Origin of the sequence: Streptomyces sp. Root1310 (genome assembly GCF_001426425.1) — a bacterium.
Classification (GTDB): domain Bacteria; phylum Actinomycetota; class Actinomycetes; order Streptomycetales; family Streptomycetaceae; genus Streptomyces.
Genome location: NZ_LMEQ01000034.1, coordinates 161,858 through 181,450, shown reverse-complemented (window position 1 = coordinate 181,450; position 19,593 = coordinate 161,858). Strand labels below are relative to the sequence as shown.

Here is a 19,593-nt window from a genome sequence, read left to right as displayed (position 1 = left end):
AGCCCATGCTGGAGATCGACACCGTCCGGGCGGGCTACGACCGCACCACCGTGCTGCACGGCGTGACCGTCACCGTCCCCGATGACGGCGTCGCGGCCGTGCTCGGGCACAACGGGGCCGGCAAGAGCACCCTGCTGCGCGCCGCCATGGGCCTGATCAAGCCGGCCGGCGGGACCGTCCTGCTCGACGGCGAGGACATCACCCGGCTCGCCCCGCACCAGCGGGTCGCCCGCGGTATGGCGTACGTCCCGCAGGGCCAGCAGTCCTTCCCGCACCTCACCACCGCCGAGAACCTCCAACTGGTCGCGGACGGCCGTCCGAGGACCGCGCCGGGCCGGCCGGGCGGCGGGGGCGGGAAGGAGGCGATCGCCGAGGCACTGGATCTGTTCCCCGTCCTGCGCGAGCTGTCCGGCCGCCGGGCCGGCCTGCTCTCCGGCGGCCAGCGTCAGCAGCTCGCCATCGCCCGCGCCCTGGTCACCCGGCCGAGGCTGCTCCTGCTCGACGAACCGACCGAGGGCATCCAGCCCTCCGTCGTGGCCGAGATCGAGGAGACGATCCTGGCGCTCGCCCGGCGTGGCGGACTCTCCGTCCTCCTCGTCGAACAGCACGTGGGCTTCGCCATGCGGGCCGCCCAGCGCTACTACGTGCTGGAGGCGGGCCGGGTGACCTCCTCGGGCGAGGGTGGAACGGGCGCCGAGCAGACCGTACGGGCGGCGCTCAGCGTGTGAGCCCGCAGGACCCGTGCCGGTGCCGCACGTGAGGCGGCCCGGCGCGGGCTCCCAGGCCCGCGGGGGCGAGGTCCGGTGCATCTCGGCGCGGGGGTTCCGCGGAGGTCGTCGACGGACTGTGCGACCCGTCCCGCGGCGGGCGTCGAAGAACTGTGCGACCGCGTCCCCGTCGGGCCGCGCCTCAGGGCCGGTATCATCCTCTAAAGGTAAAATATGAGGTTTGCCCGATGGGGCTGCCCTCCCGACGAGCTGCCGTCCCGCCGGAGTGATCAATGTCCCGCAAGCGCCCCACGGACGACGGCGACGAGCTGCTGGCCAGACTCGGTTCGCTGACCGCCCAGGCGCGCGAGCGCGCGGAGCTGCAACGCTCCCGCGTAGAGCTGGCTCTCGCCCTCCAGCGCGGCATGCTGCCCAGGGACCTGCCCGCGGCACCCGGCTTCCGCCTGGCCGTGCAGTACGCCCCCGCCTGCTACGGCCTCAACGTGGGCGGCGACTGGTACGACGCCTTCGCGATGCCGGACGGGCGCATCGGCCTGTCCATCGGCGACGTCCAGGGCCACAACATAGAGGCGACCGCGTTCATGGGTCAGGTGCGGGTCGGTCTACGGGCCCTCGCCTCCGTCACCGGCGAGCCCGGCGAGCTCCTCGCCCGCACCAACGACCTGCTCCTCTCCCTCGGCAGTGATCTCTTCGCCACCTGCACCTTCATGCGGCTCGACCCCGCCACGGGGGTCCTGGAGAGCGCCAGGGCCGGGCACATCCCATGTGTCTGGGCCACGGCGGACGGCAAGTCCGGCGTAGCCGAGGACGAGTGCGGCCCGCCTCTGGGGGTCCAGGAGGGCATGGACTACCCGGTCACCCGTTACCGGCTCACCAAGGGCGGAGTGTTCGTCCTGCTCACGGACGGCGTGGTGGAGGGGCCGACCCTGAACGTCGACGAGGGCCTCGACCAGGTCGTACGGCTCGCCGGCATCGCCGCCGTCGCGGGCATGTCGGCGGACTCCCTCGCCGCCGCGGTGATCAAGGGCGCCGAGCGCGTCGGACACGAGGACGACGCGGCCGTGCTGGTGGTCGGACACGACGGACTGACGGCGCCGGACGTCCCCCTGGTTCAGCCATAGGGCCGGACACCGCGCGTCTCGCCTCGCCGACAGCGTCGCGCAGGTGTCTGATGGCTGCTGTGGTGGGTACCCCGGATCTGCGTCGGTCAGCCGTCTTCGCCTTGCAGACGCTGGCCGTAGCCCTGGGCTACTACGCCGCCGGGCGGCTGGGGCTCATGCGGGAGCTCGTCGTGGAGGGCGCGGTCTTCACCCCGATCTGGCCGCCCACGGGCGTGGCGGTCGCCTGTCTGCTGCTCCTCGGGATCCGCGCCTGGCCGGGCATCGCCCTCGGCGCCCTCTTCGTCATCATGTCCCTGACCTCGTTGCGGCCCGTGGTGATCGGCAACCTGATCGGCAACACCGCCGCCCCCGTCTGCGCGTACCTCATGCTCCGCAAGGTGGGCTTCCGCAACGACCTCGTCCGATTGCGCGACGGCCTCGCGCTGGTCTTCCTGGGCGCCCTCACCGCGACCCTGCTGAGCTCGACCATCGGCGTAGGTCTCCTCGTCCTCACCGACAAGCTCGCCGCGCACAGCTTCTGGCCGGTCTGGCTGGCCTGGTGGGTCGGTGACGCGATGGGCGTACTGATCGTCACACCGGTCCTGCTCGTGCTGCACACGATCACCCGGCCGCTGCGGTTGTCCCGCTGGAAGGAGGCCGTAGGACTCGCCCTCATCGCCGGCGCCCTCGTCCCACTGGCCACCCACAGTCGCGTCAGCCTGCTCTTCCTCGTCTACCCCATGCTGATCTGGGCGGCCCTGCGCTTCCAGCTCGCCGGCAGCATGCTGTGCGCCCTCTTCACCTCGGTCATGGCCACCGTCGCCGCGACGGACAACGTCGGGCCCTTCGAACGGCTGAGCCGCGTCGAGGTGATGATCAAGCTTCAGGCCTTCAACGGCACGATGGCCCTGACCGCCCTGCTGCTCTCCGCGGTGATCACCGAACAGCACCACACCAGACGCTCCGTGGAACGCGCCTGCCAGGAACTGGTCGAGGTCCTGGAACACCTCACCGCGGGCGAACCCCCACCAGGCCGACCGACGAAGGACATCGAGTACGGGACGGGCCCGCCGGACGCCGAGGACCACCCGAAGCACACGACGAGCACGAAGGACACGACGAGCGCGAAGGACACGACGGGCGCGAAGCACGAGAGGGACCAGGGGCACGAAGGACACGAACCGCAGATGTGACGATCACCTACGGCGCCGGGCCGGCTCACGGGACGAGGGCCGCAGCACGCGGGTCGGCCGGGCACCGGCCGACGTGATTGTCAGTGCCAGCGCCTACGGTTCAGGGAGTGGGACTCGCCGGAACGGCCGCGGGTCCACCCTGGGGAGGGTTTTGTCATGGCTACCGGGTCCAGCACCGTGTCGACGACGTATCTGGAGCTGTCGCAGGACGGCGGCGGCGCCCACAAGTTCTACGAAGTGGCCGTCGACGGCGTGGTGGTGACGGTGCGGTACGGGCGGATCGGCGCCACCGGGCAGCTGCAGACGACGACGTTCCCCACCGCCGAGAAGGCCCGCGCCGCCGCCGCGCGGAAGGTCGGCGAGAAGGTCCGCAAGGGGTACGCCCCGGCCGTCGCGGGCGGGCGTGCCCCGCGTTCGGTGACCCGCCGTCAGGTGACCTCGACGCCGTCCACCGCGCGCGCCGTGGCCCCGGTGCTGTGGCGGTTCCGCACCGGTTCCTCGGCGTTCGGCATCCACGTGGACGACGACCGCTGCTGGGTCGGCAACCAGTCCGGTGATGTCTACACCCTGGACCACGAGGGCGGCGTGCTGGCCCGCTTCAGCCTGCCCGACGGGGTGAAGTGCCTGGTCGCCGACGACTTCTGGATCTACGCGGGCTGCGACGACGGCAAGGTCTACGACCTGTCCTCGAAGCTGCCGTTCGCGGCGTACGACATCGCGGCGGACGTCGACATCTTCTGGCTGGACATCCACGAAGGCCTGCTGAACGTCTCGGACCGCGACGGCCGGCTCACCGTCATCGACCACGAGGACGAACACCAGTGGGCCCGCCGCAGCCAGGGCGAGCACGCCTGGATGGTCCGCGCGGACGACCGCGCCGTCTACCACGGTCACCACCGGGGCGTCACCGCCTACGCGCCCGACGGCGGCGGCGAACTCTGGCACACGCCCACCCGCGGCGGCGTCCTGTTCGGCTGGCAGGAGGAACACGCCCTGTTCGCGGGGACCGCGCACAAGGTGGTGCAGCGGCTGTCGAAGGCCACCGGCGCGGTCGAGGCCACCTACGGCTGCGACAGCGCGGTGTACTCCTGCGCCACCTCGCCCAACGGGCGCTTCGTGTTCGCCGGCGACGCGTCGTCGTCCGTCTACTGCTTCGACCGGGACGGCACGCGCCTGTGGAAGCTCGGCACGGGCGGCGGCTCGGCGCTGTCGATGCAGTACCGCGACGAACGGCTGTACCTGGTGACCACCGACGGCTCGCTGGTGTGCGTGGACGCGAGCGAGGCGGCCGTCACCGCGGCCGAGCAGGGCACGGTGCCGGTGGCGCGGGACGTCAAGCTCGCCGCGGCCCTGCCGACGTACGCCCCCGCCACGGCCGCGGCCACGGTGGCCACCGTGGCCCAGGCCCCCTCCGGGTCGATCGTCGTCGAATGCGTCCGGGAATCGGGCCGGGTCCGGGTGCACGTGGTGTCCGACGGCTACGACACGTCCTGGAACGTCCAGTTCCCGCGCGAGATACGCGAGCCCGGGGCACGCTACGTCGTGGACGCCCTGCACACGGCGGCCGGCGGCTTCTACCGGGTCCGCGGTGACATCCGGCGGCTGCTCTGACCGTATGGTTCCCGCCCGGGCTCGCTCACCGACCGGTGCCGCCCCGGGCGGCAACGGGCGGTGCGGCCGGTGGTACGGCCGACAGTGCGGGCGGGGTGGCCGGGGTGGCGACACCGGCGGGTCGCCACCCCAGCTCCGGCGCGATCAGGTGCCGGACGTCGTGCAGGATCTGCTCGTAGTCGCCCCGATGGAACTCGTACGGCAGTTCCAGGCGCAGCTCCGACACGGCCGACACCACGGGATCCGCGGCCAGCTGCTCCAGGATCTGCTCCGCCGTCCCGACCACGTCCGGCGCGAACAGGGTCCGCTTCCCGCCCTGCGGCGCCAGGGTGCGCGCGTGCCGGGCCGCCGCGTACTCCCGGTACCGGGCCCGGGTGGTGGCGTCGGCGCTGTCGAACGGCACGATCACCCGGCCCAGCGCCACCCGCGCCGGACGAGCGGCGGAGACCGTGCGCCGGTACTCGGCGAGCAGGGTGAGCTGGGCCGTGGTGAAGTCGTCGGTGCCCTCACCGGTGACGATGTTGCCGCTCAGCAGGTTCAGGCCGTGTTCTGCGGCCCAGCGGATCGAACGCAGGCTGCCGCCGCCGTACCAGACACGGTCCAGCAGGCCCGGGTCGTGCGGCTGCAGCCGCGGCCGTTGGGTGTTGCCCGGCGACCGGATCACGGTGTCCGGACCCCCGAGGTAGTCCCCGCGCAGGTTGTCGACGACGCGGGCGATCCTGCCGTACGACAGGTCGAAGCCGCGCCAGTCCCCGTCGTACACCAGATCGCCGAGCAGTTCGGCGTGCGGCATGCCGGTGCTGAACCCCGCCTGAAGCCTGCCCCGGGACAGCACGTCGGCCAGGGCCAGGTCCTCGGCCAGCCGGAACGGGCTCTCGTACCCGATCGGGATGACCGCGGTACCCAGCTCGACCCGCTCGGTCCGCTGGCCCGCCGCGGCGAGGAACACCGCGGCCGAACCCACCCCGTGTTCGAGATGCCGCTGCCGCACCCAGGCCCCGTCGAAACCGATCCGCTCGCCGTATTCGAACAGCTGAAGCGTCTCCTCCAGACCGGTGTAGGGATCGTCGTCGGCGAAGTTGCCCGGGGTGAGAAAGGCCAACGAGGTGAGGGAGGGGATGCTCATACGGTGCCAGTCCTCAGGGTCGGGGGCGGCTCATCGGTGCTCGGTGCTCGGTGCTGGATGGTCAGGACCCGCCCCGCTCGTGGGGGATCTTCTCGCCGGCCTCGACCGGCACGGGCAGCCGGTTCTCCGCGGGCGGCAGCGGGCAGGTGGCCAGATCGGTGTAGGCGCACGGCAGGTTCGCCGCCCGGTTGAAGTCCACAACGACCGTGCCGTCGGCGGCGGGCGCGTCCAGCGCGAGGGCCCGGTTGGCCGCGTAGGTGGTGACCCCGGAGGTCGCGTCGGTGAACAGCACGAGCAGACTTCCCGGGCCGTGCCCGGGGAACGCGGTCAGCGACAGCGATCGCCCGTCCAGCTCGAACTCGACCCGGCCCGGCGCGTCGTACACATGCTCCAGCCCCTCGACCGCCGCACCCACGGTGGTCGGCCTGGGCTCGTCGAACGCCGTGTAACGGCCGGTCACCACCCAGCGCGGGTGCGGGGCGTAGGCCGGTGTGCCGGTGAAGCCGGTGCGCAGCGGGGCATCCGGATGCCGGGGGCGGATGATGTCCTGCCCGCCGCGCTTGGCCACCTCGATGACGGCGTCGCCCCACACGGCGTCGACCCCGCCGCGCTCCGGGATCACTCCGAAGCGGTGCTCGCCGCGGACGGCGGTTCCGTCGACGACCAGTTCCTCGCCCTCGTCGAGGACCACGACGATCCCGTCGGCGCCGGTGGACCACGAGCCCGGCGCGTCCGGGAAGCGTTCCGGCCGATCGCTCAGCCAGTGCAGGCCGGTGATCGCCAGGAATCCGTGCGGGTCGGCGAGTCGCGCCTCCTGCCGCTGATGCCACTCCTGCCAGTCGTGGACGAAGGTTTCGAGTTCCGCCGACGTGTCCTGAACGGTCACAGGTGCTCCTTCGGTTGGTGCGGCCGGTCCCCTGACGACGCGTGGCGGCCGCCGGGGATCGCCGCGAGCAGTTCGCGGGTGTAGTCGTGCCTGGGATGGGTGAAAAGGTCCTCGGCGGTGCCCGTCTCGACGACGCGTCCGGACCGCATGACGGCCACCCGGTGCGCGATCTGACGTACGACGGCCAGGTCGTGCGAGATGAACAGGTAGGCCACTCCCGTGTCGGCCTGGAGTTCGGCGAGCAGCTCGAGCACCTGCGCCTGGACCGACACGTCGAGCGCGGACACCGGTTCGTCGCACACCACCAGGTCGGGCGAGAGCGCGAGGGCGCGGGCGATCGCGACACGCTGCCGCTGCCCGCCGGACAGTTCCGCCGGGCGACGGTCCAGCACCGCGCCGGGCAACGCTACCCGGTCGAGCAGCTCCCGGGCCCGGGCGAGCCGGGAGACACGGTCGCCGACCCGGAACGCGCGCAGCGGCTCCGTGATCACCTCGCCGATCGAGAACCGGGGATCCAGCGAGGCGTACGGGTTCTGGTAGACGAGCTGGGCCCGCCGGCGCAGCTGCCGGGCCTCCGCCCCGCGGGCGGTCGTGACATCGGCGCCGTCGAACAGGACGCTCCCGGAGGTCGGATCGACGAGCCGCAGCACCAGACGGGCGGTGGTGGACTTTCCCGAGCCGGATTCGCCGACCAGGGCCAGCGTCCGGCCGCGGTGCACGGTGAGACTGACGTCGTCGACCGCGCGCAGGGTGCGGGCCGCGCCCGCGGCGGCGGGCAGCCGGAACTCCTTGACCAGGTTGCGGGCCTCGACCAGCGGTGCCTGGTCGGGAGCCGGCGCGGTGACCGCGGCCGTGGCGCGCGGCCGGGCCGTGGTGAGGCTGGGCGCGCTGGCCAGCAGCCGCCGGGTGTACGCGTGCCGCGGGTTTTCCAGGACGTCCCGGGTGGGCCCGGCTTCGACGACCCGGCCCTCGGACATGACCACGATCCGCTGCGCCCGGTCGGCGGCCACGCCGAGATCGTGCGTCACCAGCAGCACGGCGGTGCCGGACTCCTCGGTGAGCTGCTGGAGGTGGTCGAGGATGACGCGCTGCACGGTGACGTCGAGGGCGCTGGTCGGCTCGTCGGCGATGATCAGCTGCGGTTTCGCGGCGATGGCGACCGCGATCAGGGCCCGTTGACGCATGCCGCCGGACAGTTCGTGCGGGTACTGCCGGGCACGGGTGGCCGCGTCGGGCAGTCCCGCCTGGTCCAGGATCGCGACCGCGGCCGACGCGGCGGAGCGGCGGGTCGCCAGCCCGTGGATGCGCAGCACCTCGGCGACCTGCTCACCGATGCGTTTGACGGGGTTGAGCGACACCGTCGGGTCCTGCGGCACCAGCCCGATCCCCGCGCCGCGTACGGTGCGCAACTCCCGTTCCGACAGCGTGGTGAGGTCGTGCCGGCCGAAGCGGACGGTGCCCGCGTCGATGCCGCCGTTGGCCGCCAGCAGCCGGGTGATCGCGTGCGCGGTCGTGCTCTTCCCGGAACCCGACTCGCCGACCACCGCGGTGACCTGCCCCGGCCAGACGTCGAGGTCCACGCCCCGCACCGCGCGCACGGTGCCGCCACGCGTGCGATACGACACGGACAGGCCGCGCACTTCCAGCAGCGCGGGCTCGTCCGCTGAAGCGGCGTCGGGTGCGGCGTTGGTTGCGGCGTTGCCGGTGGCGAGCCTGCCCGTGGGGGGCGCGTAAGCGGCGGGCGGGTCGGTGGCGGCGGCAGCGTCGGTGGAGGCCGCGTCGGTGGCGGGCCGGTCCGTCGTGGCGTGGTCGGTGGCGACCTCGTCGCCTGCCGCCTCCGCCGTCGCGGCCCTGTCCGTCGCGGTTCCGTCGGCTGCGGCCCTCTCCGCCGCGGTTCCGTCGGTCGCGGCCTCGGCCGAGGCCGCGACCGACGCGGCCCGGTTCGTCGTGGCCGTGTCGGTCCTGGGGCGACCGGTCGGGCTGTGGCCGTACACGCCCTGGTCGGACACGGTCTGGTCGGCCGTGGTGTGGTCGGCCGCGGACTCGTGGGTCACGGTCTCGTGGGTCACGGCTTCTTCCGTCACGGGTACGTCCGTCTCGGGCTCGTTCGTCGTGGGGCCGGTCATCGCTGTCGGGACCATTCGCCGTCCAGCGCCCGCGCGAGGCGGTTGGTGGCGAGGCCCGTGGCCGCGATCGCCAGTCCGGGCAGTGCGGTGAGCCACCAGGCGTTGGCCAGGTAGTTGCGCCCGTCGGAGATCAACGTGCCCCATTCCGGCGCCGGTGGGGGCGCCCCGTAGCCGAGGAAGCTCAGCGACGACACGGCGAGGATGGCGGCGCCGAACTCGAGGGTGGCGAGCACGATCACCGGGCCCGCCGCGTTGGGCAGGACGTGCCGGCCCAGCACCGAGTACCAGCGGGCGCCGCAGGAGCGAGAGGCCTCGACGAAGACCGCCTGCCGCACCCGCAGCACCTCCGCGCGGGTCACCCGGGCGAAGCCGGCCACGCTGGCGATGCCGACCGCGACGGCCACCTTCACCGTTCCGTAGCCCAGCGCGGTGACCAGAGCCAGGGACAGGAACAGCGACGGGATCGACAGCAGTACGTCGACGAAGCGCATCAGCACGTCCTCCACCCAGCGGCCGACGAACCCGGCGACCAGGCCGATGAGGCCGCCGACCACGAACGCGAACCCCACCGCGATCAGGGTCGCCTTCAGCGACAGCTGGGCACCGTGCACCACACGCGAGAACACGTCGCGTCCCAGCTCGTCGGTGCCGAACCAGTGACCGCCGCCGGGACTCCGGAAGTTCTCCGTGGGCACCCCGTGCAGCGGGTCCTGCGAGGTGAACAGCCCTGGCCAGAACGCGGCCAGGATCACCAAAACCAGCACCAGGACGGAGGCCAGCAGCCCGGGCCGGCGCAACAGGAACAGCAGGAACCGCCGCGGTCCGACACCACGTCCGGCATGCGCGGGGCCCGGGTCGGCCCCTGGATCCACGGTCAGGGCCAGGCCGGCCACGGCATCGACCGGTCCGACCGCTTCGGCCGTTCCTGCGGCGCCCGCCGTTCCGGCGGTTCCGGCAGTTCCGGCGGTGACACCGTCGGCAAGGGTCCGGCTCATGCGGGACGCACCTTCCTGCTCGCCGCCACCACGATCCGCGGGTCGAGCAGCGGGTAGACGAGATCGACGATCAGATTGGCCGCCACGAAGATCAGCGCCCCGAACACCACGACCCCCTGGACCAGCGGGATGTCCTGGACCGTGACCGCGGCTGCCGTCACCCGGCCCAGACCGTCGCGGGAGAACACCGTCTCGACGACGACCGAACCGGCGATCAGCTGGCCGGCCAGCAGTCCGACGACCGTCAGGGCCGGCAGCGAGGCGTTGCGCAGCGCGTGCCGCAGATGGATGCGCAGCCGACCGGCGCCCTTGGCCCGGGCGGTCTCCACATAGGCCTGGTCCAGCGCGGTGAGCAGGCTCTTGGCCAGCACCTGTGCCACCAGCGCGCCGGTCGGGACCGCCAGCGTCACCGCAGGCAGCACCAGGCCCCGCAGCCCGTCGTTGCCGAACGCCGGGAACAGTCTCGTCCGGAAGGAGAACAGCTCCACGAGGACCAGCCCGACCCAGAACGTGGGCACCGACACCCCCAGCGGCGGCAGCGACAGCAGCAGTTGCCGCAACCAGCGCCGGCTGGTGTAGGTGGCCAGCACCGCAAGCCCGCCGCCGAGGAACACCGCGAGGAGCAGCGCCGCCCCGGTCAGCTGGAGGGTCTGCGGCAGCGCGTCGGCCAGCGTCGAGGTCACCGGCCGGCCGGTGGACACCGAGTCGCCGAAGTCGCCGCGCACCGCCCTGCCGAGATAGTCGGCGTACTGCGCGAGAATCGGTTTGTCGAAGCCGTACTCGTGCCGCAGCGCGGCGAGTTGGGCCGGATCGACCTGGCCCGTGTCCGCTCCCGCGCCGGCCATCGCCGAGACGGGGTCACCGGGCAGGTAGTCCAGGACGAGGAAGGACACCGTGTAGGCCGCCCAGAGCACCCCGAGGGCCTGCGCGAGTCGCTTGACCACATAGAGACGCATGCCGACCGCTATCCGATCCAGGTGTCGTGCAGCTGGATCCGGCTGGAGGCCTCGAAGTCGAGGTGGTGCACCTTCTTCGCCACCCCCAGCTGGGTCTGAAGCTCCACCACGGGTACGACGTAGGCGTTCTGCACGATCAACTGCTGTGCCTGGGTGACGAGTTGTTTGCGCTTCGCCGCGTCGGTCGTCGCCGCCTGCCGGGTCAGCGCGGTGTCCAGCGGGCCGGCCGGCAGGTGGTAGAAGTTGGCCAGCTGGGTGGAGTACGAGCTGCGCAGGATGTCCGGGTCGGCGCGGGTCACGTTGCCCCACACCGCGTCGAAGTCACCGGACTGCAGGGTGGGGGAGAACTGGGCGATCTGGAGCTGCTTGAGCACCACCTCGACGCCGACGGCCTTGAGTTGCTGCTGGATCAGTTCCAGCGCGGGCTGGTTGGTGGCCGCGTTGGCGAACCACTTGACGGTCAGGCTCAGCTTCTTGCCGTCCTTGACCCGGACGCCGTCGCCGCCCGCCTGCCAACCGGCGGATTCCAGCAGTGACTTGGCCTTGGCGGCGTCGAAGGTCAGGTCGGAGCCGAGATCGGTGTAGTCGGGTGTCGTGTGCGCCAGGATACTGGTCGCGGGCTCGGTGCCGGTCGGGAAGACGGCGTCGACGATCTGCTGCCTGTCGATGGCGAACAGGATCGCCTGCCGTACCTTCGCGTCCTTGAAGAGCGGACGGGAGTTGTTGAGGCCCAGGTTGAACACCACGCCCGGGTTGGCCCGTGCCTGGAGGTTCACCGCGCCGCCCTTGAGCGCCGCCTCGTTGGCCCGACCGACGCTGCCGATCGCGTCCACCTGGCCGGACTGGAGGCTGCCGGTGCGCACGCCCGCCTCGGGCACCACCTTGAACACCAGCTTGTCCAGGTAGGCCTCGCCCTGCTTGGTCCACAGGGAGGAACCCCAGGCGTACTTGGCACGCTTGGCCAGGGTGATCGACTGATTCTGCACATATCCGTTCAGCACGAACGGCCCGGAGCCGACCACTCCCTTGCTGCACTTCTCCTGCGGGCTTCTGTGGACGCTCGCCGACGACTCGATCCCCAGCGAGTGCGTGGCCGTGGCCTGCAGGAACTGGGCGTTGGGCTGCTTGAACCTCACCCGCACGGTGAGCGGGTCGACGGCGGTGGTGCTCTCCACGCCGCTCAGGTACCCCTGGGCGAGTGTGCCGAGGGCGCCGAGCTTGGGCACCGCGTCGAAGTTGTCCTTGACCACCTGCGCGGTGAGCGGTGTCCCGTCGCTGAAGGTCACCCCTGATCTCAGGTGGAACGTGAACGTCGTCGTGTCCGAGCTGATGTCCCAGCTCTTCGCGAGCCACGGCACGATCTTGCCGGTCTTGGGGTCCTGGTCGGTCAGGGAGTCCACGACCTGGCGCAGTGAGTAGATGGTGTCGTTGCTGCCCACCTGCTGCGGATCCACGCAGCCGGCGTCGGAACCCACCGCGAAGGTGAGGGTGCCACCCGACCTCGGGCTGCCGCCCGCGCCGCTCGCGCTGCCGCTGCCGCTGGATGAGCAGGCGCTGAGCAGAAGGCTGCCGGTCACGAGTGCGGCGAGCGCCGCCCACCGGGGGGTACGGGAATCCGGATGCGCTGTCACGGGATGGTTCTCCTACTCCAAGGTCACCGCGCACATGCCGGCGCGACACGCGGCCATGGCGATGCGCGGAGGGTGCCGGCCCCGCACGGGGCGGCACTGCTCAGAACTGTTCAGGGGGAGGGGGGCGCCGACGAGGGTGTCGACGGCGACGTCGATGACGGCGTGACCGCGCCGTGGGCGGGGGTCAGCCTGCGGTGTGGGGCGTGATCAGCCCTGACACAGACAGCTGGCGGAACGCCGCAGGTCGATGTGGCGGCGGCGGGAGAATCCGGAGAACAGAGCCGCGGTCGCGATCGAGGCGCTCAGGTTGCCGCTGTGCCGCACGCTGGTCCTCCCCATCTCAGGCCCCTGAACAGGGCCACGCGCTTGCAGAGTCGGTGACCCTGCCGGGCTTTCACCTGGAGCACCCCACCGCGGAGGAGGGTTGCCGGTCAGCTAGCCAGGGCTTGACGCTGACACTCAATGCCGGGGTCGATCTTACGGAGTACTGACATTATCCGTCAATATCGGTAGGAGAGTTGAACGGCTCCGCCGCACCCGCCGTCACCGCCGGTGCGGCGGTGACGGCGGGTGCGGCGGAGCCGTGTCCGTGCGTGCCGCCCGCCCGTCCGGTGGGGAGGGCGGCGCGGGCGGTTACGGCTTGCGGGCGAGGCCGCCGTGCTCGCCGATGACGACGGGGGCGGGGGAGGTGGACTCCGGGCGCCAGAGGGGGACCGAGACGACTCCGGGCTCGAGGAGCTCCAGGCCGTCGAAGTACGCCGTGATCTCGTCGACGGAGCGCAGGTTGTACGGGACGGCGCCGCTTTCGTTGTAGGCGTCCTGGGCCTCTTCGAAGACCGGGTCGATGCCCCGCGAACCGTCGTTGACGGAGAGGTAGCTGCCGGACGGCAGCGCCGCCATCAGCGTGGTGACGATGGACCGGGCCTGGTCGTGGTCGGCGACGTGACCCAGGATGTTGCTGAGGATGAGCGCGGTGGGGCGGCTGAAGTCCAGCGTCTCCGCGGCGCGCGCCAGGATGCGCTCCGGGTCCAGCACGTTGGCGTCGACGTAGGAGGTCGCGCCCTCCGGGGTGGAGTAGAGCAGGGCGCGGGCGTGGGCCAGGACCAGCGGGTCGTTGTCGACGTAGACGATCCTGGTCTCGGGGGCGAGACGCTGGGCTACCTCGTGGGTGTTGTCCGCGGTCGGCAGGCCGGTTCCGACGTCGAGGAACTGCCGTATGCCCGCCTCGGAGACCAGGAACGTGATGTTGCGGCGCAGGAACGCGCGGCTGCTGCGCGCGATGGTGACGATGCCGGGGAACACGGCGGTGTAGGCGTCACCGGCCTGCTCGTCGACGGGGTAGTTGTCCTTCCCGCCCAGCCAGTAGTTCCAGATGCGTGCCGAGTGCGGCACCGAGGTGTCGATCTTCTGAGGTGCCGCTGAACCGGGCGTGGTCACATGGTCGGTCATGAGGGGCGTCCGTCTTTCGGCCGAGGCGTGGGCAGTTCGAGCCACAACTTACGTCCCAACGACCCCGGCACGTACACCCGTTCACATTTTCGGTCGATTCGAACAGTGCTCTGGCGGAGGCCTCCGGGTCCACGTGCCCCTGCCGGGTGGACCGGCCGTACCGTCGGGCACGCCGTCCGCGCGGTGAAGTCGGCCGGGCCGGTAGCGTGGGCCGCGTGATGGTGGGCACCCCAGAGACCCGGCTGGTCGTCCTGCGCGGCAACAGCGCCTCGGGCAAGTCGGCGGTGGCGGCCGGTCTCCGCGAGAGGTTCGGCCGGGGCCTGGCCCTGGTCGGGCAGGACAACCTCCGCCGGGTCGTGCTGCGCGAGCACGACCGGCCCGGCGCGGCGAACATCGGGCTCATCGAGGCCGTCGCCCGCTATGCCCTGGACGCCGGTTACCACGTCGTCCTGGAGGGCATCCTCCACGCCGACCGGTACGGGCCCATGCTCGAACGACTGCGCAGGGAGCACCGCGGCCCGACCCACTGCTACTACCTTCATGTGCCGCTCGCCGAGACCCTGGTGCGTCACGCCACGAAGCCCATCGCCCACGAGGTCGCCGAGGCGGACCTGCGCGCCTGGTACCGAGAGCTCGATCTGCTGCCGGGCGGTGTCGAGACAGTCATCGGCGCCGACAGCACGCTCCCGTGGACCGTAGACCGCATCATGCTCGACACAGGCCTCGACCGGCTTCCCGCCCGGGAAAACTCCTGAGGCAACGTCACCGACGCGCACCCGACGGCGACTTACGCGAGCAACCGGAGGGATGCCGGGCGCTGGAATTATCAGGCAGTCGGTTGCAGCTTGAACTTCGTTGCGAGCATGATTACTTGTGTGAAGCGTGCTGCCGGACTCGAGCGTTCCCCCGCCAACCCCCTGACACCCACACAGGAGTTGGTCCGCTCGGGCGATCGCGGCACCGGGACCCTACGGAGCACCCCCTCCCCGTAGGTCCGTCGCTCACCGTTCCCCGCCTCAGGCTGCTGCCGCCCCCCACGGAAGGCGACCATCGTGTCCCCCCACACGACGTCCTCACCCCGGTCCTTGGACACCTGGAGTCCCGACCGGACGCACTGGATCGAACTCCCGGCACACCGCTCCAGCGTCTCGGTGGCCCGCCGCGCCATGAGCGCGCGGCTGACCGCCTGGCGGCTGCCGGGCGAGCTGTGCGCGGACACCGTGCTGCTCGTGTCCGAGCTGGCCACCAACGCCGTACGGCACACACTCGGCGCCCGTTTCCTGTGCGGCGTAGGACTCGTCACGGACGGGCGGCTGCGCCTGGAGGTGCACGATCACGACCGTACGGGACGGGGCCTGCCCCGCTGCGAGCCCGGACCGGACGACGAGGGCGGCCGCGGCCTCTTCCTCGTGGAGCAGCTCGCCGAGAACTGGGGAGTCGCCCGGTCGAGGCTCACCGGCGGCAACGCGGTGTGGGCGACCATGACGGACTGAGCGGCCCCGGGAACCCGGCACGCGCCGCCCGGGACCGGCGACTCAGCACCCGGCCGGGGTCAGTTCGGCCAGCAGCAGGGTGCGGTCGTCGGCTCCGGCCGCGCCGGACGGGGCGTGCAGGAGCCGACGGCACAGGGACGGCAGCGCGTCCTGACCGTCGCCGTCCACGGGCTCGACGGCGGCCGCCGCGTCCACGGTGCGCGCGAGGCGGCTGATCTCCTGGTCGATGTCGGCGTCGCGGGACTCCACCAGACCGTCGCTGTAGAGCACCAGCAGGGCCGGATCCGGCACGCTCAGCACGGTCTCCTCGTAGCTGCCCGCCCCGAGCCCGAGGGGCAGCCCCGCCCCGGTCAGCCTGACCGGAGCGGTGCGGCCGTCCGGGCCGCGCAACAGCGGGGGAGGGTGGCCCGCCCCCACCAGGGTGCAGGTGCGCCGCCGGGCATCCCACTCGGCGTATATGCAGGTCGCGAAGGACACGCCGGGTGAGTCGCCGGCGAGCGTGTCGAGCCGTCCTATGAGGTCGGCCGCGGGGATGTCGAGCGCCGCCAGGGTACGGACGGCGGTGCGCAGCTGGATCATCGCGACGGCGGACTCGGGACCGTGCCCCATGGCGTCCCCGACGATCAGACTGACCCGGTCGCCCGGCCGCTTCAGCACGTCGAACCAGTCACCGCCGACGAGGTTGCCCTGCCCGGCGGGCAGACAGCCGTGCGCCGTGCGGCAACCGCCGAACTCCTGCTCCGTGCCCGGCGGCAGACTGTTGCGGATCGCCAGGGAGGTCCGGCGCTCGCGCTCGTAGCGGCGCGCGTTGTCGAGGGCCACGGCGGCCCGCGCGGCCAGTGCCTCCACGGCGGCCACGTCCGCCGGGCCGAACGGCGCACGGCCCGGTCCCCGGGTGCACGTGACGAAGCCGATCGACAGGTCCCGCAGCCGCAGCGGGACGACGAGGAAGGCCGCCACGTTCAGGAGGTCGCAGACGCGGGCCTCGCCGTCCCCTGAGGCGATGAGCCGCTCGGACGTGTGCGGGTCCACCGCGTCCAGCATCTGCGCGTGCCCCGCGGTGAGCGCGCGGGCGTACGGCGTGTCCCGGGGGAAGGCGATCACCTCGCCGACCGGCAGCATGCCCTCCCAGTCCTCCCGCGCGCCGGGCCCGACACGCAGTGCCATCCGGCGTGCCTCGATCCGGGGCGCGTCCACACCGACGTGCGCGTTCTCCTCGACACGCCACCTCTCCAGCAGGTAGAGGGACGCCGCGTCGCAGAATCCGGGAGTCAGCGCGTGCACGACATGGCTGCCGGTCATCAGCAGATCCAGTTCCGAGCCGATGACGTCGGCGGCGGGGGAGAACACCGACCGACGGGGCGAGGACAGAGCGGCGCGGACGTCGTCGGTGTCGCTGCGCGGTTGGTTCCGCAGGGTGGTGCCTTTCCAGTGGGGGCCGGCCGCGCGGCGGGGGACAGGGGAGCACCGCGTGCCGTCGCAACTATATGATGGCGCGTCAAGTTACCGGGCCCGAAGCACAGTTGCCGGACCCGTTCCCCGGCCGTGGCGACGGCCCGGCCGCTCGGGGCCGACCGTTCGGGGCCGACGGGCGACTTCGCACCGCTGGGGGAGCGTCATCGCGGGCCGGCCGGGCCACCGCGAACGGGCGCCGGCCGGCCCGGCCGAGAACGGCCGAAAGCGGCTCAACCCTCCGAAGCCCGGCAACCCCCCTTCCGCCCGCCGGGTCCCTCCCCCTGACCGAACCACCGGCCGAACGGGGACGACACATGTCAGTGCACCAGGGACGTCTGCGCAAGGGATTCGTCGGAGCGGCCGCGGCGATGGCGGTGACGGCCGTGGCCCTCACCGCCGTACCCGCGGCGGCGGACCCGAGGCCGGCAGCCGGCCGCCACGAGGCGACCCGGCGGGCGATGGACGCCGTCGTCGAGGAGGGCGTACCGGGAGTCGCGCTGCAGGCCAAGGACAAGCACGGCGTCTGGAAGGCCACTTCGGGCGTCGGCAACCTCACGACCGGCGCCCCGCGCGACGCCCGGGACAGGTATCGCGCCGGCAGCATCACCAAGACCTTCATCGCGACGGTGCTGCTCCAGCTCGAGGCCGAGCACCGGCTCTCCCTCGACGACACGGTCGACACATGGCTGCCGGGGCTGGTCCGCGGCCACGGCCACGACGGGCGCCGGATCACCGTCCGTCAACTCCTCAACCACACCAGCGGGATCTACAACTACACGGACGACGAGGACCTCCAGAGTGCGATCTTCCTGCCCGGGAACTTCTTCGAGAACCGCTACCGCACCTGGACACCCCGCGAGCTCCTGAAGATCGCCATGGGCCACCGGCCCGAATTCGCTCCGGGCACCTCGTGGGGTTACTCGAACACCAACTACGTGCTCGCCGGCCTGCTGATCGACAAGGTGACCGGCAACTCCTACGGCGACGAGGTCCGGCGGCGCATCATCGAGCCGCTGGGGCTGCACGGCACGCGGATGCCCGGCACCAGCCCCACCGTGCCCCGGCCGAGCAGCCGGGCCTACTCACAACTCGCCGAGAACACCACGGGCAAGATCTACGACGTCACCGAGTTCAACCCGTCGGTCGCCAACGCCGCGGGCGAGATCATCTCCGATTCCGGTGATCTGAACCGCTTCTACGCGGCGCTGCTGACCGGCCGGGTGCTGCCGGCGACGCAGCTCGCCGAGATGAAGGAGACCGTCCCGGCCGCGAGGGTGGGCGGCCGCTACGGGCTCGGCCTCATCGAGAGCGAGCTGAGCTGCGGAGTCCGGATCTGGGGCCACAGCGGCGGTATCCACGGCTCCGGCTCCGTGGCGTTCACCACGGCGGACGGCAGCCACTCCCTCGCCGCCAACGTCAACGGCGACTGGGCCGGCGACCCCATGAAGATCGTCGAGGCGGAGTTCTGCGGCGACTAGCCGTTCCACGGCCGCGAGTCGGGCACGGGCCTACCGGGACCGAGTGACCATCGAGTCACCGATCCCCGGAAGCCCGTGCCCGTGTCCGCGTACCTGCCCGTGCTCGTGCTCGTCCGCGCCGAAAGCCGGTTGAGATACCGGCCGGACTTGGGAAGGGTCTGCCGGTATGGAGTTCTTCTGCTACCACCGTGACCGGCCCGGCTCCGCCGCCCTGCGCGACGAACTGCTCGAGAAGCACTGGTCCTACATGGACCGGTACGCGGCACAGATGATCGCCCGGGGTCCGACCTTCGCCGCCGACGGCGACACGCCCACCGGCAGCGTGCACATCGTCGACCTCCCGGATGTCGCCGCCGCCCGCGCGTTCGTCTTCGACGAGCCCAACTACCAGGCCGGTGTCTACCGGGACGTGCTGCTGCGCCGGTGGCGCAACACGCTGGGGCGGACCATGTGGGACTTCCCCGGTGGCCGCAGCGGCGGCGACCGGTACCTGGTGCTCGGCCTCGGCCCGGGCACGGACGACGGCCTCGTCGTGCAGCCCGACGAGGACGAGCTGATCGCGTACGGGCCGCTGCTGTCCGACGACGGGACCACCCGGGTGGGCACCGCGGTGCTGCTCAGAGCCCCGGACGCGGACGCGGCGCGCGCCGTCCTGGCCCCGGACCGGTATGCCGACGTCGAAGTCCACGACTGGCAGTTCGGCGGACGGCCGTCATGAGCCCGGTGTCGCCCTCCGTGCGGGGCGGGCCTGCGTGACAGTGGAGACATGAACGCAGACGACAGGAACATGCTGGCCCGGGGACGCGTGGCGACCAGGCTTCCCACCCAGGACCTGGACCGGGCCCGGCGCTTCTACGCCGAGCGGCTCGGTCTGGAGCCCGTCGACGAACGGCCCGGCGGGCTGCTGTACCGATGCGGAGGTACGGACTTCGCCCTGTTCGCGTCGACGGGAGCCTCGCCCGGCACCTTCACCCAGATGGGGTGGGAGGTCGACGACCTCGACGCGGTCGTGGCGGAGCTCAAGCGCCGTGGCGTGGTGTTCGAAGAGGTCGACGTGCCCGGGTTCGGCACGAAGGACGGCATCGCCGAGATCGACGGGAACTACCCGAGCAAGGGAGCGCGGGGGGAGCGGGCGGCCTGGTTCCGGGACAGCGAGGGAAACCTCCTGGGCATCGGCGAGCCGGTCGTCTGAACGCCCGTCCGCCCCGGGCCGGCGATCCGGAGCTGCCCCCCTGCCCATGCGGCCCCGGACGCGGTCGCCCCCCGCCGCCCAGGTCGCCCCGGTGGGCACGGCGCGGGCACGCCGCTGCTCCCGTACGGCTCTGCGGCGGTTCTACGGCGGTTCCACTGCGGCTCTAGGGCTGCG

Annotated in this window: 18 protein-coding genes and 1 riboswitch; of the genes, 9 read left to right on the top strand and 9 right to left on the bottom strand. The window is 72.0% G+C overall.

From position 1 onward, the window contains the following. Positions 1 to 5: 5 nt before the first annotated feature. The 4 genes from urtE to ASD48_RS39105 all read left to right on the top strand — a co-directional run bounded on the left by urtE (position 6) and on the right by ASD48_RS39105 (position 4,632). A complete protein-coding gene (urtE, locus tag ASD48_RS39120) occupies positions 6 to 728 on the top strand; it encodes an urea ABC transporter ATP-binding subunit UrtE (RefSeq protein ID WP_057606661.1) in 723 nt (240 codons plus the stop codon). A 272-nt stretch (positions 729 to 1,000) separates the two neighbouring features. Next, on the top strand, positions 1,001 to 1,849 hold the full coding sequence (locus ASD48_RS39115; RefSeq protein ID WP_057606660.1) for a PP2C family protein-serine/threonine phosphatase: 849 nt from the start codon (positions 1,001 to 1,003) through the stop codon (positions 1,847 to 1,849). A 50-nt stretch (positions 1,850 to 1,899) separates the two neighbouring features. After that, positions 1,900 to 3,021: an MASE1 domain-containing protein gene (locus ASD48_RS39110; RefSeq protein WP_057606659.1), complete on the top strand. Its 1,122-nt coding sequence runs from the start codon at positions 1,900 to 1,902 to the stop codon at positions 3,019 to 3,021. A gap of 156 nt (positions 3,022 to 3,177) precedes the next feature. Next, the gene (locus tag ASD48_RS39105; RefSeq protein ID WP_057606658.1) at positions 3,178 to 4,632 is read left to right on the top strand and encodes a WGR domain-containing protein; all 1,455 of its coding nucleotides are present in this window, start codon (positions 3,178 to 3,180) and stop codon (positions 4,630 to 4,632) included. 25 nt (positions 4,633 to 4,657) lie between these two features. Here ASD48_RS39105 and ASD48_RS39100 read toward each other — a convergent pair whose 3' ends face one another. From ASD48_RS39100 to ASD48_RS39070, 8 genes are all read right to left on the bottom strand, one after another. Further along, positions 4,658 to 5,758 (bottom strand): LLM class flavin-dependent oxidoreductase, encoded by a 1,101-nt coding sequence (locus ASD48_RS39100; protein WP_057606657.1) that lies wholly within the window; start codon positions 5,756 to 5,758, stop codon positions 4,658 to 4,660. 61 nt (positions 5,759 to 5,819) lie between these two features. Then, complete coding sequence (locus ASD48_RS39095; RefSeq protein ID WP_057606656.1) at positions 5,820 to 6,644, bottom strand: DUF1684 domain-containing protein; 825 nt, start codon at positions 6,642 to 6,644, stop codon at positions 5,820 to 5,822. Beyond that, positions 6,641 to 8,293 carry an ABC transporter ATP-binding protein gene (locus tag ASD48_RS39090; RefSeq protein WP_057606793.1) on the bottom strand — a complete coding sequence of 551 codons (1,653 nt, stop codon included), beginning with the start codon at positions 8,291 to 8,293 and terminating at the stop codon, positions 6,641 to 6,643. The genes ASD48_RS39095 and ASD48_RS39090 overlap by 4 nt, the downstream gene beginning before the upstream one ends. A gap of 473 nt (positions 8,294 to 8,766) precedes the next feature. Then, positions 8,767 to 9,765 (bottom strand): ABC transporter permease, encoded by a 999-nt coding sequence (locus ASD48_RS39085; RefSeq protein ID WP_107104509.1) that lies wholly within the window; start codon positions 9,763 to 9,765, stop codon positions 8,767 to 8,769. Then, complete coding sequence (locus ASD48_RS39080; protein ID WP_057606655.1) at positions 9,762 to 10,721, bottom strand: ABC transporter permease; 960 nt, start codon at positions 10,719 to 10,721, stop codon at positions 9,762 to 9,764. The genes ASD48_RS39085 and ASD48_RS39080 overlap by 4 nt, the downstream gene beginning before the upstream one ends. An 8-nt stretch (positions 10,722 to 10,729) precedes the next feature. After that, positions 10,730 to 12,352: an ABC transporter substrate-binding protein gene (locus tag ASD48_RS39075; protein WP_057606654.1), complete on the bottom strand. Its 1,623-nt coding sequence runs from the start codon at positions 12,350 to 12,352 to the stop codon at positions 10,730 to 10,732. A gap of 207 nt (positions 12,353 to 12,559) precedes the next feature. After that, complete coding sequence (locus ASD48_RS46110) at positions 12,560 to 12,691, bottom strand: putative leader peptide (protein WP_267882166.1); 132 nt, start codon at positions 12,689 to 12,691, stop codon at positions 12,560 to 12,562. A gap of 18 nt (positions 12,692 to 12,709) precedes the next feature. Next, positions 12,710 to 12,819, bottom strand: a riboswitch (SAM riboswitch). A gap of 166 nt (positions 12,820 to 12,985) precedes the next feature. Further along, positions 12,986 to 13,801 carry an SAM-dependent methyltransferase gene (locus tag ASD48_RS39070; protein ID WP_057606653.1) on the bottom strand — a complete coding sequence of 272 codons (816 nt, stop codon included), beginning with the start codon at positions 13,799 to 13,801 and terminating at the stop codon, positions 12,986 to 12,988. A gap of 218 nt (positions 13,802 to 14,019) precedes the next feature. Here ASD48_RS39070 and ASD48_RS39065 point away from each other — a divergent pair, with 218 nt between their 5' ends. Beyond that, positions 14,020 to 14,556, top strand: a complete 537-nt coding sequence (locus ASD48_RS39065) for an AAA family ATPase (RefSeq protein ID WP_057606652.1) — start codon at positions 14,020 to 14,022, stop codon at positions 14,554 to 14,556. A gap of 297 nt (positions 14,557 to 14,853) precedes the next feature. Next, positions 14,854 to 15,294, top strand: a complete 441-nt coding sequence (locus tag ASD48_RS39060; protein ID WP_057606651.1) for an ATP-binding protein — start codon at positions 14,854 to 14,856, stop codon at positions 15,292 to 15,294. Between the two features lie 42 nt (positions 15,295 to 15,336). On the opposite strand, the gene ASD48_RS39055 is transcribed toward ASD48_RS39060, so the two are convergent. Next, a complete protein-coding gene (locus tag ASD48_RS39055) occupies positions 15,337 to 16,644 on the bottom strand; it encodes a PP2C family protein-serine/threonine phosphatase (protein WP_057606650.1) in 1,308 nt (435 codons plus the stop codon). A gap of 419 nt (positions 16,645 to 17,063) precedes the next feature. Here ASD48_RS39055 and ASD48_RS39050 point away from each other — a divergent pair, with 419 nt between their 5' ends. The 3 genes from ASD48_RS39050 to ASD48_RS39040 all read left to right on the top strand — a co-directional run bounded on the left by ASD48_RS39050 (position 17,064) and on the right by ASD48_RS39040 (position 19,419). Beyond that, on the top strand, positions 17,064 to 18,227 hold the full coding sequence (locus ASD48_RS39050) for a serine hydrolase domain-containing protein (RefSeq protein ID WP_199876180.1): 1,164 nt from the start codon (positions 17,064 to 17,066) through the stop codon (positions 18,225 to 18,227). Positions 18,228 to 18,393: 166 nt separating this feature from the next. Beyond that, positions 18,394 to 18,945, top strand: coding sequence for a YciI family protein (locus ASD48_RS39045; protein WP_057606649.1), 552 nt, complete (start codon positions 18,394 to 18,396; stop codon positions 18,943 to 18,945). A 48-nt stretch (positions 18,946 to 18,993) separates the two neighbouring features. Beyond that, a complete protein-coding gene (locus tag ASD48_RS39040) occupies positions 18,994 to 19,419 on the top strand; it encodes a VOC family protein (RefSeq protein ID WP_057606648.1) in 426 nt (141 codons plus the stop codon). Positions 19,420 to 19,593: the final 174 nt, after the last annotated feature.